The 13,425-nt window shown below is 58.2% G+C and carries 10 protein-coding genes; 4 read left to right on the top strand and 6 right to left on the bottom strand.

The features are described from left to right. The first annotated feature begins 357 nt into the window (after positions 1-357). The gene (locus GWQ31_RS18225) at positions 358-1,554 is read left to right on the top strand and encodes an NnrS family protein (protein ID WP_265462670.1); all 1,197 of its coding nucleotides are present in this window, start codon (positions 358-360) and stop codon (positions 1,552-1,554) included. A 16-nt stretch (positions 1,555-1,570) separates the two neighbouring features. On the opposite strand, the gene GWQ31_RS18220 is transcribed toward GWQ31_RS18225, so the two are convergent. Then, a complete protein-coding gene (locus GWQ31_RS18220; protein ID WP_265462671.1) occupies positions 1,571-2,140 on the bottom strand; it encodes an XRE family transcriptional regulator in 570 nt (189 codons plus the stop codon). A gap of 121 nt (positions 2,141-2,261) precedes the next feature. On the opposite strand from GWQ31_RS18220, the gene GWQ31_RS18215 reads away from it, so the two are divergent. Together GWQ31_RS18215 and GWQ31_RS18210 are read left to right on the top strand one after the other, a co-directional pair. Then, positions 2,262-3,413 carry a benzoate/H(+) symporter BenE family transporter gene (locus tag GWQ31_RS18215; protein WP_275909968.1) on the top strand — a complete coding sequence of 384 codons (1,152 nt, stop codon included), beginning with the start codon at positions 2,262-2,264 and terminating at the stop codon, positions 3,411-3,413. 149 nt (positions 3,414-3,562) lie between these two features. Next, positions 3,563-4,627, top strand: a complete 1,065-nt coding sequence (locus GWQ31_RS18210; protein ID WP_265462673.1) for a DUF3103 family protein — start codon at positions 3,563-3,565, stop codon at positions 4,625-4,627. Between the two features lie 67 nt (positions 4,628-4,694). On the opposite strand, the gene metF is transcribed toward GWQ31_RS18210, so the two are convergent. Further along, the gene (gene metF / locus GWQ31_RS18205; RefSeq protein ID WP_265462674.1) at positions 4,695-5,591 is read right to left on the bottom strand and encodes a methylenetetrahydrofolate reductase; all 897 of its coding nucleotides are present in this window, start codon (positions 5,589-5,591) and stop codon (positions 4,695-4,697) included. 329 nt (positions 5,592-5,920) lie between these two features. Between metF and GWQ31_RS18200 the strand changes: the two genes are divergently transcribed. Then, positions 5,921-6,721 (top strand): GNAT family N-acetyltransferase, encoded by an 801-nt coding sequence (locus tag GWQ31_RS18200; RefSeq protein ID WP_113721120.1) that lies wholly within the window; start codon positions 5,921-5,923, stop codon positions 6,719-6,721. Positions 6,722-6,785: 64 nt separating this feature from the next. Here the strand turns inward: GWQ31_RS18200 and GWQ31_RS18195 are convergent, their stop codons facing one another. From GWQ31_RS18195 to GWQ31_RS18180, 4 genes are all read right to left on the bottom strand, one after another. Further along, a complete protein-coding gene (locus GWQ31_RS18195; protein WP_275909967.1) occupies positions 6,786-8,366 on the bottom strand; it encodes an extracellular solute-binding protein in 1,581 nt (526 codons plus the stop codon). An 8-nt stretch (positions 8,367-8,374) separates the two neighbouring features. Further along, complete coding sequence (locus GWQ31_RS18190; RefSeq protein WP_265462676.1) at positions 8,375-10,354, bottom strand: methyl-accepting chemotaxis protein; 1,980 nt, start codon at positions 10,352-10,354, stop codon at positions 8,375-8,377. 219 nt (positions 10,355-10,573) lie between these two features. Beyond that, positions 10,574-11,185 carry an OmpW family outer membrane protein gene (locus GWQ31_RS18185; protein WP_021140735.1) on the bottom strand — a complete coding sequence of 204 codons (612 nt, stop codon included), beginning with the start codon at positions 11,183-11,185 and terminating at the stop codon, positions 10,574-10,576. Positions 11,186-11,629: 444 nt separating this feature from the next. Continuing rightward, entirely contained in the window at positions 11,630-13,315 is a 1,686-nt protein-coding gene (locus GWQ31_RS18180) for a diguanylate cyclase (protein WP_275909966.1), read from the bottom strand. Between the last annotated feature and the right edge of the window lie 110 nt (positions 13,316-13,425).

Genomic DNA, 13,425 nt, shown 5'->3' with positions numbered 1-13,425 from the left:
AGATTGCTTGATTCAAATTGTTAAAGAGCGTCACGCTTGTCGCGTTGAGGAGGCGCATATTACGCTCCTCACTTCGAAAGTCAAGCGGTTGTTTTCGCTTTTCTTTCGGCGCCGGCTTCACAAGGAAGCTGGCTCATCAGGTTGGCGTGTTCCGCCGTGCTGGTAGGGGCGCATTATAGGGAGCCGCGCCGGGATGACAAGGGCTTTTTCATCACAATTGTTCGTTCGCTCAGATATGCAGCAAACCCGTGCCTTTTTGCTCACAACCCCATCAATTCAGGCTTTGACTGGATTTAAATTGAACATTTGAAAAGTCACTTTATAATTGGCTTTTCAAATGTCAATTAAGGTTTAACCATGCATCAGATCCTGGATAGCCGCAAAGAAGAACAGATAGTTCCTCTGTTCCGCCTGGGGTTTCGGCCTTTCTTCCTGCTCGGGGCCCTCTTCTCTGCCTTGGCCATGCTGGGCTGGCTGGCACAGCTCAATGGCTGGATCCTGCTGCCAGGAGTCGGCAACCCCATCTGGTGGCATGCCCACGAGATGCTGTTTGGTTTCGGTGCGGCCATAGTAGCGGGCTTTCTGCTGACCGCCGTACAGAACTGGACGGCCCATCCCGGCGTTCGGGGCTGGCCGTTGGCACTGGTCGTGGGCCTGTGGGCCGCACCGAGGTGTTTGTTGCCCTGGCTGGGAGAAGGGAACACTGCTCTGATGATGATGGATCTGATGTGGCTACCGCTCTGCGCCTGGTTCCTGGCCAAACCCATCATAATGACCCGCCAATGGCGCAACCTCTTCTTTGTCCCCCTGCTCGTGGTACTGACGCTGCTCAATGGCGCCAGCTGGCTATGGCATGGGGAGTGGATCGTCATAGAGCATCTGCTGGTCACGACAGTGCTGCTGTTCACGACCCTGATTGCAGTGATGGGAGGACGAGTCATCCCCTTCTTCACCGCCCGAGGCACCGGCCAGGAGAAAGCCGCTCCCCTGCCGTGGCTGGAGCGCATAGCACTCGCATCGCTGTGGCTTATTTTGCTGTGCTGGCTGCTGCTGCCCACCCAATGGACCACCAGCACTTATATGGTGCCTCTATATATAGTGACAGCAGGCTTGCATCTGTGGCGACAGCTGCGCTGGCGCCTGCCGACCACCCTTGCTCATCCCCTGCTGTGGTCACTGCATCTCGCCTACCTGTTTATTCCGCTCGGAATGCTCGCTCTCGGAGCGCAGGCCGCCGGCCTGCCCATCACCTTGTCGACGGCCAGTCACCTGCTCAGCGCCGGCTGCATGGGCACCATGATCCTGGGGATGATAGCGCGCGTCTCCCTCGGCCATAGCGGCCGAGCTTTGCAAGTAGGGCGCCGGATAAGCTGCGCGTTCGCGCTGGTCATAGCGGCAGCGGTGACCCGGGTTGTGATCCCGCTACTCTGGCCTGCCTATACCCTGCACGGCTGGAACCTGAGTGGCCTGGCCTGGGTCGGCGCCTATGGGCTGTTCGTCTGGGTTTATGCCCCCATACTGACCAGCACCAGGGCGGATGGCCGTCCGGGCTGATCATCCGGGCTTATTCTCAGGGCCTGGCCGCCGGATAGTGGATCAGGTTGTGAAAGATCGCAGGGGCAATCCCCAGATTGCGATAACCATGGGGGCGGTCGGCGGCAAAGCGCACCGCCTCCCCTTGCACCAGTGAACGCCACTCCCCTTCCACCAGCACCTCCATCAGACCACTGATGACGATGACATGCTCGGTCACACCGGGCTCATGGGGTTCGGATTCGCGCTGATACCCGGGTAGCAGCGTCAGTTCAAACAATTCAAAACCAAACCGCTTCTCATAAGGAAATAAGGGGGCGACCTGCATGCCCTCTCCCGCAGGCTGCTGGCGAATGGCGTCGGCGGTACGATAGAGTACCTCTCCCTGCGCTGCCGGGGCAGGCTCGATAAAGCTGGAGAAGGAGACTCGAAAGCCGGTGGCGATCTTCCACAGGGTAGCCACAGTAGGACTGGACTCTCCCCGCTCAATCTGCCCCAACATGGCCTTGCTCACCCCCGTCTCACGCGCCGCCACATCCAGACTCCAGCCAAGTTCGCTGCGTAATCCCTTCAGACGTTGGGCCAGATGCTGATTCATCTCTTGCATGACTGCCTCTTCATTGCTCTTGCATGAATCGCCTTGTGCGCTATAGCGCACGGCGATATAGTCAGAAGACACATTGTACGTAATAACGCACAACCAGTCACAATCCAACAAGGACGTCACTATGCCCTTCGCCCTTCCCCACCTGGTGGCAGGTTTCATCGCCGTGATGGTCGGCTACACCAGCTCCGTCATCCTGATCATTCAGGCTGCTACGGCGGCGGGTGCCGATGCTACCCAGCTTGCCTCCTGGCTATGGGCGCTGGGTATCGGTATGGGAACAAGCTGCATCGGCCTCTCCTTTTATTACCGCATACCCGTACTGAGCGCCTGGTCGACCCCGGGGGCCGCCCTGCTGATCACCAGCCTGGGCAACTTCACCCTGGCTGAGGCCATAGGCGCCTTCGTTATCTCTTCCCTGCTGATCACCCTATGCGGCATCAGCGGTTGGTTCGATCGCCTGATACGGCATATCCCGGCTCCGCTGGCCGCCGCCATGCTGGCCGGAGTCTTGCTCAGATTCGGGCTGGATCTGTTCAAGGTCGCGCCACAAGATCCCTTGCTGCTTGGCACCCTGCTGCTGGCCTTCCTGCTCAGCCGCCATCTCTGGCCCCGCTACACCATGGTGCTGGTGCTGGCGATGGGAATAACCCTCAGTGCCCTGCGGGGGGATCTGCAACTGGGCACTCTGCACTGGCAGCTCGCCAGCCCGGTCTGGACCTGGCCGAGCTTCTCCTTCGATACCCTGTTCGGCATAGCCCTGCCACTGTTCATCGTCACCATGACCTCCCAGAACATGCCCGGCATTACCATATTGCGAGCTCACGGTTATCAACCGGCCACCTCATCCCTGATCACCTGGACCGGCCTGACCGGCCTGTTGCTGGCCCCCTTCGGTGGCTACGCCTTTAACCTGGCGGCCATTACGGCCGCCATCTGCATGGGCAAGGACGTGGATTCCGATGCCAGCCGTCGCTGGCCGGCCGCCGTCTGGGCTGGCGGCTTCTATCTGCTGACCGGTTGCTTCGGGGCAAGCGTAGCCACCCTGTTCACCGCTTTTCCTGCAACGCTGGTCACCTGCGTGGCAGGGTTGGCTTTGCTCGGCACCATAGGCAGCAGCCTGCACACGGCATTGCAGCAAGACGAGGCGCGCGAAGCCGCCCTGCTCACCTTCATCATCACGGCCTCCGGGATCAGCCTGCTGGGTGTCGGCGCCGCCTGTTGGGGGCTGTTCGTCGGTATCATCCTGCATCAAGTCAACCAGCGGAGAAACTGACCTGACCATCTGGGGAGCCTCCCGTGAGACACAGCACATAATTCAGAAAAATTGGTTCACAGCTGAAACTAATTGCCATTAAGTGGTGCCGAGGCACTTCTTCTTCCCCGATGTGTGCCTCTGTCAGACTCATAAACTGGAGAACAATAATGAGGAATCAGGCTGTCATTTTGTTACTGGCACTGCTGGGCGCCACCACCGCCCATGCTGCCGACTCGGATCGGGAGCTGGCACGCCAGCTGGCGCTACAGCAGAAAAACCTGCTGCCACTGCTGAGCAATCAGGAGTACCAGAGCCCGCTGCCCAACCTGCTGCAAAAGGCCAGTCCACGGCTGAAACGGCAGGCGAGCGATGCCAACCAGGCCGCCATCAGTCGGCAAGGGCTGGACGGCGAGGTCAAGCAGTTGATGCAACTGCGACTGGCCAACCCGGAGCAGGCCGCCGTACTGCAACAAGGGGTCGAACCCCTGGTTGCCTATGTACCGAGCGGAGATGAGAAGAGCTGGAGCGCGATCGAGGCTTTCGACAGCGCCGGCAACCCCGTCTATCTGGATGTGGACAAGGCACCGGCGCGACCTGTCCTGGTGGTGGAAGCAGACCCCGTCAAGGCCAAGAACGCCGGCCTGAAGGTGATGCGCAAGGCGCTGGCCGCAGCCGATCTGCAGGCAGCCCCGCGCACCGCCGCCAGTACGGCACCGCTCAAGACCAGCATCCTGAAGAAGATAAGACTGAAGGATGATCAGGAGCCCTGGCTGCTGGGTGCAGCCGAAGTCTATGCGGTGGTCGCCGGGGTCAATCCCAGCCGGGATGAGCCCGTGGTCGACATAGTCGACATGCCCTACCTCGACTATGACAACACAGACTACACCCCCAACCAGATCCTGGTGTACTGGGATCGCTACCGTTGGGGTGCCGTCGACATCGTCATGATGGAGCAGGATGACAACGTCAACTACAAGGAGCTAAGCGCCTTGTTCATCGATGCCCTCAAGCTCGCTTTTACCGCTGGCGGCGTGCCGGAGGCCCTGCCCTTCCTGGATCTCGGCGGTCGTATCGTCAAGGCGCTGCCCGACTCCTGGATGACCAACAACGATGACTATCTGGATACCTTCTACACCCTGGAGCAGGACCAGAGCTATCACCAGTATCCGGGTGCCGCCGGCAATGCGGTCATCGATCTCGAACCGAAAGAGATAGCCCCAACCCGGCCTTGACAAGCCGCTATGAAAAAAAAGCCAATGAGCAACTCATTGGCTTTTTTTGTGCCTGCGGCAACCTGTGTCAGACCGGGTCCTTCGGCCTGACCCCCAGGGTATGGCAGATGGCGTAGGTCAGCTCTGAGCGGTTCAGGGTATAGAAGTGGAAATCCTTCACCCCCTCCTGACTCAGCACGCGCACCTGGTCGATGGCGATGCTGGCGCCCACCAGGTTGCGGGTCATCTGATCGTTGTCCAGCCCCTCGAAACGCTGATGCATCCAGCGCGGGATCTTCACGTTGGTAAAACCGGCGAACTTGGCCAGGGTCTGGTAGTTGGAGACCGGCAGTATCCCGGGCACGATTTCAGCATCGATGCCGATGGCGGCGCAGCGATCCCGAAAACGCAGGTAGGTCTCCACATCGAAGAAGAACTGGGTGATGGCACGGTTGGCACCGGCATCAATCTTGCGCTTGAGGTTGAGCAAGTCGGACTGCGCACTTCTGGCCTCGGGATGACCTTCCGGATAGGCGGCCACCGAAATATCGAAATCAGCTTCTGACTTGAGCAGGGCCACCAGATCGGTGGCATACATATCCGGCTTGTCGAGTCCGGGCGGCAAGTCACCGCGCAGGGCCACTATATGGCGGATGCCGCTGTTCCAGTAATCGCGGGCTATGGTACGCAGCTCGTCGCGACTGGCATCAATACAGGTCAGATGGGGCGCCGCGATCAGGCCGGTACGCTCCTTGATGTCCTTGATCACTTTGTGGGTGCGATCCCGGGTGCCTGAGTTGGCACCATAGGTCACAGAGACGAACTTGGGTTCCAGCACTTTCAGCCGTTCGATGGACTGCCAGAGGGTGTTTTCCATCCCTTCACTGTTGGGTGGAAAAAACTCGAAACTAACCCCTATGTCACCGCTTAAATCGGCCAGACTCTGGTTGAGTGCCTCAACCTGACGTGCACTGTGAAATCCCATCTGCTCTCTCCCTGCCCTGCAACCCATTCCTCTACGTCAAAACGGATGTTTGGACGTCCAAACGTCTTTCTATCTTTATGAGAAAACGGATCAAAGTCAACCCTGATTTACAGATAGGAGTGAGACTCTGCTGTTTATTTGGCAATTAACCTGAAGTAACGATTGGCACCCCATCCCAAAAGCCGTGGAGTCGCGTTATGATGAACACAGATCGTCCTGGACGTTCTGAATCTGCGTGTGATTGTTTGGCCGGAGGTTTCTCCGGCCCCTTTTTCAACCTCTTCCCTTCCCTGCCGATAACCAATTGAGCCATTTGCAGGAGCCTTGTCATGGATACCCACCCCGGTTTTGCAACAGACTTGCTGTTCGATCGCTATCAGGGCAACGTGGTAGACCATGAGCAGTTCTGGGCGGTGCGCACCCCTGATGCTCCCGATTACTATTTTGGCAACTACCTGCTGCTCCCCACTCCCCCCAGCGATCGTGACAAAGGCTGGCTCGAGGCCAGTTTTGACAAGCTGATCGGGCTGGACCCCAGAGTGCAGCATCGCACCTTTCAGTGGCCGCTGGCAGAAGGCCAGAACAGCCGAGTAGCAGGTTTCGTGGCAGCGGGATATCAATACATGGAATGCGTTGTGCTGGCGCTGGATGCCACCAACTTGCACCAGGCTGCCACTATCGACCAAACCGCAGAAGCCCGCCCTTTCTCGCCCGCAGACTGGGATGTCTGGCTGGCGTTCGAGCTCAATGAGCGAGATCCCGGTCACTCGGTGGAAAACTATCTCCCCTACCTGCAATCCCGACGTCGCCTGTATGAAGCCATGATCGCGGATGGACTCGGGAAGTGGTGGGGGATCTGGCAGGAGGAGCAGCTGGTTGCCAGCTGCGGGCTCTTCTTCACCGGGACCATGGGTCGGTTTCAACTGGTACGTACTCATCAGGAGTGGCGTAACCGGGGGCTATGCCGTCAGCTGCTGAGCCAGGTCGCGCGCCAGGGGTTGGAGCGGGCCAGGCAGCTCATCATAGTGGCCGACGAGCACTACCACGCTCAGCGGGTCTATCGTTCATTGGGCTTTACCCCTGTGGCCCGCATCGGCAGTCTCTGCCGCTGGCCCCATGAGACCCAATAGTCCGAGTGGCAGGCAGAAATGAAAACGGGAGGCTGGTGCCTCCCGTTCTTTATGGTGTTGCCATTTACTGCTGTGGCGCTTCCAACTCTTCGGACAGTGCCTGCTCAATCTCGGCAGATGGCACCGGTGACGGGGCGGCCGCCGCAGAGGCTGGCACAGCCGGCGTGATCGATGGAATGGGCGCGGTTGGGGCATCCTCTGTCACGGCGGGTGTGGCCGAAGATGGCGAAAGAACGGCAGGCTCCTCTGTCGTGGCGGAGACAGCCGAAGGCGCAGGCTCGACCGGTACCTCGGTCGCGGGGGTAGCCGAAGGCGCTGGTGCGACCTGAGCCTCAGTGGTGGGTACCGCAGGTACGACAGTGGCGGGAACAGCCGGTGCCTCACATTGGCAATCCTGCCCCTTGGCCTTGTTGCCCTGATGGGGTGGATACCAGCCCTTCAGCCCTTGCTCCAGCCGGTCTGCCGCCGCTTGTGGTGCCATCTTGCCCAGCAGCACGGCCTGACTCACCTCGGCCAGCTCATCCCCCAGTTTGGGCTTGCCACGGGAGAGGATCTGGGTCGCCACCCGTATGGTGGAATCACACTGATCGCGCCACTCCATCATCTCCTTCGCCGCCGGATTGGTGACATCAAAGAAGTGGTTGGAGAGGGAGAAGAACCCCGGCAGCGAGTTGGTATAGAGCTCGGCAAACTGGGGAGTGGTCAGCCACTGCAAGAACGCCATGGCCGCCTCCTTGTTCTTGCTGGCGGGGTTCATGCCCATGCCGATATCGGTGTGATCGGTAAAGAAACAACCATCACCCTGTTTGGCTACTGGTGGGCGCATGACGCCAAAATCGACCTTGCCGGTGAAGGGGGCGATTTCCCACGAACCCGCCACGTAGAAGGCGGCCTTGCCGGAAGTGAACAGCTCATTGGTGGCAGCATAGTCCCGGTTCTCGCCCCCCTCTCCCAGGTAGGGGCGCCAGCGGGCCAGCTCCTCAAGCACCTTGACGTATTGCGGGTTGTCGAGCCGCTCCTGCCCGCCGATCAGCGCCAGACGACCATCTTCCCCTTTCCAGTAGTTGGGGCCTATGTTCTGAAAACCGAGTTCGGACGAAACCCAGCTCTCGGCACCACTCATGGCCAGCGGCACATAGCGACCGTCAGCTTTCACCTTGTCTAGCGCGGCAAAGAAACCATCGCGGGTTTGCGGCACTGTCAGGCCCAACTCACTGAAGATCTTCTTGTTGTAGAAAAAACCGTGGATCACTGACGCCATGGGCACACAGAAGGTCTGGGCACCGGAATCGGTTTGCCAGGGTGACTGGGCAAAACTCGGGAAGTTTTCCATCCCCGACATCTCGGTCAGCTCCGCCAGATGACCGGCCTTGAACAGGGCAAGGGAGTCGTCAAACGGGCGACAGGTAATGAGATCTCCTGCCTTGCCATCCTTCAGACTGGTCAACAGGGTCGGCATATAGTCGACATTCTGCACACCATTGAATTTCACCTGGATTCCCGGGTGAGCAGCCTCGAAAGCAGGAATGATCTTCTGCTCCCACAAGACTTTGTCATCCGTTCGCCAGCTCTCGATCACCAGCTCACTGGCCACCAGTTGACCACATAACAGGAGACTCAGGGCCCCAATCCACTTGTTAGACATAAGCCCTCCTAGACCTTGAAATGTGCGATCAATTGCTGCTGCTTGGCGACCAGATCCGCCAGCACTTCACTGCTGCTTGCCGACTCTCTCGCCTCCCGCTCGGTCTCGTAGGCCACGTCGGCGATGCCGGCGATATGTCGAGCCACCCCCTGGCTGACCGAAATCTGCTCCTGGGCGGCATGGGCAACCTGATCCGCCATCGACTTGATGGAGGTCATCCGCTCGGCGATGGACTGCAATGCCAGGTCCATTTCACGAGTCTGTTCAACACAACTGCGGGTCTGGTCCTGACTACGGCCCATCACCTCCACCACCTGTTTGCTCGAGTTCTGCAGGTTCTCGATCATCGCCTGGATCTCTTCGGTCGAGGTCTGGGTACGGTTGGCGAGCGCTCGCACCTCATCAGCCACCACGGCAAAACCGCGACCGGCATCACCGGCACGGGCCGCTTCGATGGCCGCATTCAGGGCAAGCAGGTTGGTCTGCTCGGCAATGCTGCGGATCACATCCAGAATACTGCCGATGTTGTTGCTGAACTCTCCCAGCTTGTAGGTGATGCCGACGGCCTCTTCCATGGCACCAGCCAGTTGTTCGGTGATGCGACGTGTGGTGGCCACTTTCTGACGGCCACTTCTCGCCTCATCATCAGCCAGATCCACTTCCCGTTTTGTACCATCGGTGGAACGGGCCACCTCGGTGGCGCTCACTTCCAGCTCTGTGATGGCAGCAGCCACCTGATCGGTCTGGCTCTTCTGATCCTGCACCCGTGACATGGCCCGCTCGCTGATCTCGGCGGCGCGGCTCGCCTCCTCCACCAGATGGCGAGAGCCGGCGTTGATCTGGGAGAGCAACTCCCCCGTCTTGCCCGCCAGGGTGTCGATGGAACGGGAGAGGCTGCCGAACTCACAGCTGCTCTGATAGTTGATACGGCGGGTCATGTCCCCGGCAGCCATGTAATTCAACTCTTTGTTGATCATCTGTAGCGGTCGCTGAATGCTGCGCGCCGTGGTATAGCCGATGATGAGCGCTGCCCCGGCCGAAATGGCGGCGACGATCAGGATCCAGAAGCTGGCACTGCTGACTGCATCATCCGCCGTGGTACGGCTCTGGCTGGCGATGGTCCCGGCCGACTGGCCCATCTGGTCGAGCAAGCTCAAGCTGTTGACCAGGCTGGCGTCGAGCTGCTGGTTCAACGTCTGCAGGGATGCCGCCAGTTGCTGGGCATTGCGCATGGTGGCAAGCAAGCCTTGCTGACCGAGTGCCAGCTCTTGCATGCGATCCAGGTTGGACACGAAACGCTGCTTCACATCGTCGGGAACCAGCACGCGTTCGAGACGCTTGCGGGCCATCTCTATATCCTTGCTGAGCACCTTTTCCAGCTCATTGAGGTCGGTTTTGGCATCGGCTCGGCGAATGTTTTTCAGATCACGGGAGATCCCGGAGGTGATGAGTTCGGCCTTGTTGCGCATGGAGCGTTTGCTTGCCGTCTGTTGCAGCAGCAGATCAGCTGCACGCTGATAGGTGTCCTCCAGCCGGATGAAATCGATCTCCAGCTTGTGGCGCTGAACCAGGGCATTGACCCACTGGCTGTGCTGGTCGAGCACCTGGTCCGCCAGACCATAGAACTGCTTGGTGGCACTATCCACCTGCTGGAAGCGGGCATTGGCCTCAGCGACCCCGGTGAACTTGTCCATCTCCTGGCTCAGCTGAGTGAAGCGGGCTTGCTGTTCTTTGAACTGGCTGGCGAGTTGTGGCAACTGACTTGCCTCCTCGCTGGTCCGATAGACCAATACCCAGCGGTTGCTGTCTTGCAGGGCGCCTTTCAGGCCTGCAACGGCAATCACCAGTGGCGTCGCCTGGTCGGATACCTGCGACAAACCGTCGTTGATACCCCTGATCTTCACCGTGCTGATCACGCCAAGCAGGATCAACAGCAGCAGCATCAACACAAATCCGGCGATGATCCGCTGCACAATAGATAAACCCATGGAGACATCCTCACTCGTGGGGGGAAGGTAACGTGAACATAGACACTATCGGCACAAGCGGCGAATTATAGAGGGTGGGCTTGGGTTATTTTATTGATCCATATAGGGTTGGATCACAATTGACAGAGGATAACGCAGACACAAAAGGGCCCGAACAGTGTCGGGCCAAAGAGACGTGCTTAGCTGTAAAGGCCCTTGACGGACCGGTTCTGCTACTTGTCAGAAGCGATAGCCGACACCAAACATGAAGGCCATGGGATCGATGGAGGTCTTGATGGTACCGACGGCAGTGTGTACATCGGTGTCGATATCCATGATCCAGGCAGAGGCGTTGACAAACCAGCGATCGTTGATCGCCATGTCCAGACCGACCTGACCGGCCATGCCCCAAGAAGAGTCGACGCTGACATCGGTTCCTGCCAGGGCACCACGTCCTTCCTCATCAAAGAAAGTGGTGTAGTTCACACCGGCGCCTATGTAAGGACGAACCTTGCTCTTGGCATCACCGAAATAGTACTGCGCCATCAGGGTCGGTGGCAGGTGCTTGACCTTGGCAACCTCACCCAGACCAGCAGTGGAAACGGAGTGGGAGAATGGAGTGGCTGCCAACAACTCGACACCCCAGTTATCCGTGATCAGATAAGAGAGAGTCAGACCCAGCTGCATGTTGCTGTCAATTTCCAGCTCGCCGGTACCCAGTACGTCATCACTGCTCGTTTGAGGAGAGACAAATGCCAGGCCGCCGCGCACCAGAATATCGCCAGCCTGGTGGGCCATGGCGACGGGAGAAGCAAGTGCGGCTGCGATCATCAGAGGGAGGATCTTTTTCATCACATTTTTCCTTTTAGTTTTCGTTCTATGTTGCAAGCCTGAAGACTATAAAAGGATGTGAATGCAGGGTTATTGATTTAGCTCAAAAGTTACCAAGAAATAGATAGATGTGTACAGCAGCTTCCAGACCGCCTGAAGCTCCGACAAAATAAATAAAATTACATTAATAACAATAATTTAGTTTAAATAACTTCAGATTAAACCCCATTAAATAACCATTCAAATATATCTTATGGTGGATTTAAGCAGCGGCTTGTGACTACCTAGTCTTCATGGCAGTGTATTTTTGTATCAAATGTGACTCGGCTGTGAGCGGAATATTCATAAAAAAACAGACCAAAGGGAAACGCAATAGTCTCCGCGTCACCATCATATGAGATCCCCTTTTTTCCAGCTGATGTGGCAGGTATTTATCCCCTGCATCCTACTGTCAATACAGACTCATCAAGCGGGCTGACGGAGATGGGATGCCTGACACAAGAGGAACTCTCCCTCCACTATCTGTTCCGGGCTCAATGCCCACTGCTCCCTAGCCAGTTCACCGCTGTATCCCCGCCAGCGATCCCGTCCCTCCTGCTTGGCCCTGTACAGCGCCATGTCCGCCAGCTTGAAGCTGAGATTCCAGAACGAATCTTTCAGCTCGGGGTGCAGGGGGTAACTGCAATACCCTAGTGATGCCGTCATCCGGAGGGGCACCTCTTCCCGACCGAACCGATATTCGGCAATCTTGCGGCGCAAGCGCTCAATCCGAGCTGCCACCCGCTCCGCCTCCTCACAGGTCAACAACAGCAGGAACTCCTCCCCGCCCAGCCGGATCAGCGGCTCCTCCTCGCCGAGAGCATTGCGCATCAATGCGGCCAGCTGGCACAACACCAGATCTCCCATGTCGTGGCCAAAGCGATCGTTGACCTGCTTGAAGTAGTCCAGGTCCAGGATCACCAGCACCCTGGCAGCGGTGACGTTATCCCGGGTCAGCAACCACTCGTCGAGGTAGCGCCGATTGGAGGCATGTGTGAGCGGATCCGTATAGGCGGCGACCTCCATCCTGGAAGAGTGCGCCTGCAAGGCACTGTGGTGCAGACTGATCTTGGCCGCCATCTCCCTGAACTTGCGGCTGAGCAGGGCCATCTCCTGGCTGCTGTCGATAAGCGGCAGCAGGCTCACATCCTGCTTGTCGCCAAATTTCTGCAGCGCCTTCACCATCTCGCTGACCGGCCCCAACACTATGGCTCTCAGCCGGGCCAGGGCCATCAGGACGCAGGCGATGCTGATCAACAACATGCCAAAGAAGGTCCAGATAGCCCCCTCCATGGCCCCCTGCAACACATCACGATCGTCTTCCACTATCAGGGTCAACACGGGGTCGCCATTGCTGTCGAGCAGCAGCCCCTCTCCCCTGATCCGCTGCAGTCCCAGATCAACCAGGCGATAGCTCATCTGTGGCTTGAGTGGCTTGAAGGAGAGGAAGTTATCGGAAGGCCTTGGCTGGGAGAGGGTCAAAGAGAGGGCTGTGCGCTCAGCCAGATCATGCAGATAGCGAGCATCCAGCCAGCGAGTCACCAGCAGATAGCCATTGGGTGTGGCGTTTCCCAAGGTGTTGGTCACCGGCTGGAGCGAGTAAATGAGAGGTCCCCACTGGGATCCCCTCACACCGCTCAGGCTGCGAATCCCCTCCTGACGGGATTCACGCAGCAACTGCAGCTTGAGGTCATCCAGGAAGAAGGGAAGCAGGGTCGTGTCCGTGCCTGGCGTCTCGGGCAGCAGGGTGCGGGTCCAGATCTCGGCCCCCTGCAAATCCATATAGCTCAATACGTTGAGTTCGAAATCCCGCATCGGGGTATCGACCAGCAAATTGGAACGAATATAGGCCTGATTGGGGTGGGCCAGAAAGCGATAGCTCTCATCCCAGATGCCCCAATCCCGGGTGAAGGCATTGATGGCACTGATATCACCCTGCACCGCCTTGATCACCCGCTGCAGGTGATCCTTCATCCGCTGCTCCTCGACCCGCTGCGCCGCCGGTACTTGTGCCAGGGCAATCACGATGAGCAGCATCAGGATGGCTCCGGCCCAGACGGGAAACATGGAGTAAGCCAGCAAGTGGTCGATGGAGCGGGAAGATTGAGCCATGAACGCCAATATCCTCTGGATGGCAAACAACGGAGCGGAAAGGGTCTTGTGCCAAGTATGGAGTATCCGCTTCCTGAGACGGCAACTGAATATCCACCATAAAAAACAAG

Source organism: Aeromonas sp. 2MA4, from assembly GCF_029237305.1.
Taxonomy (GTDB): domain Bacteria; phylum Pseudomonadota; class Gammaproteobacteria; order Enterobacterales; family Aeromonadaceae; genus Aeromonas; species Aeromonas salmonicida.
The sequence above is the reverse complement of the archived record's forward strand: the minus strand, read 5'-3'. Positions and strand labels throughout refer to the sequence as shown.

Coding starts and splice junctions, on each gene's coding strand:
- GWQ31_RS18190 (WP_265462676.1), bottom strand. CDS start 10,354: ATGGGTTTATCTATTGTGCAGCGGATCATCGCCGGATTTGTGTTGATG.
- GWQ31_RS18180 (WP_275909966.1), bottom strand. CDS start 13,315: ATGGCTCAATCTTCCCGCTCCATCGACCACTTGCTGGCTTACTCCATG.
- GWQ31_RS18220 (WP_265462671.1), bottom strand. CDS start 2,140: ATGCAAGAGATGAATCAGCATCTGGCCCAACGTCTGAAGGGATTACGC.
- GWQ31_RS18215 (WP_275909968.1), top strand. CDS start 2,262: ATGCCCTTCGCCCTTCCCCACCTGGTGGCAGGTTTCATCGCCGTGATG.
- metF (WP_265462674.1), bottom strand. CDS start 5,591: ATGGGATTTCACAGTGCACGTCAGGTTGAGGCACTCAACCAGAGTCTG.
- GWQ31_RS18185 (WP_021140735.1), bottom strand. CDS start 11,185: ATGAAAAAGATCCTCCCTCTGATGATCGCAGCCGCACTTGCTTCTCCC.
- GWQ31_RS18225 (WP_265462670.1), top strand. CDS start 358: ATGCATCAGATCCTGGATAGCCGCAAAGAAGAACAGATAGTTCCTCTG.
- GWQ31_RS18210 (WP_265462673.1), top strand. CDS start 3,563: ATGAGGAATCAGGCTGTCATTTTGTTACTGGCACTGCTGGGCGCCACC.
- GWQ31_RS18200 (WP_113721120.1), top strand. CDS start 5,921: ATGGATACCCACCCCGGTTTTGCAACAGACTTGCTGTTCGATCGCTAT.
- GWQ31_RS18195 (WP_275909967.1), bottom strand. CDS start 8,366: ATGTCTAACAAGTGGATTGGGGCCCTGAGTCTCCTGTTATGTGGTCAA.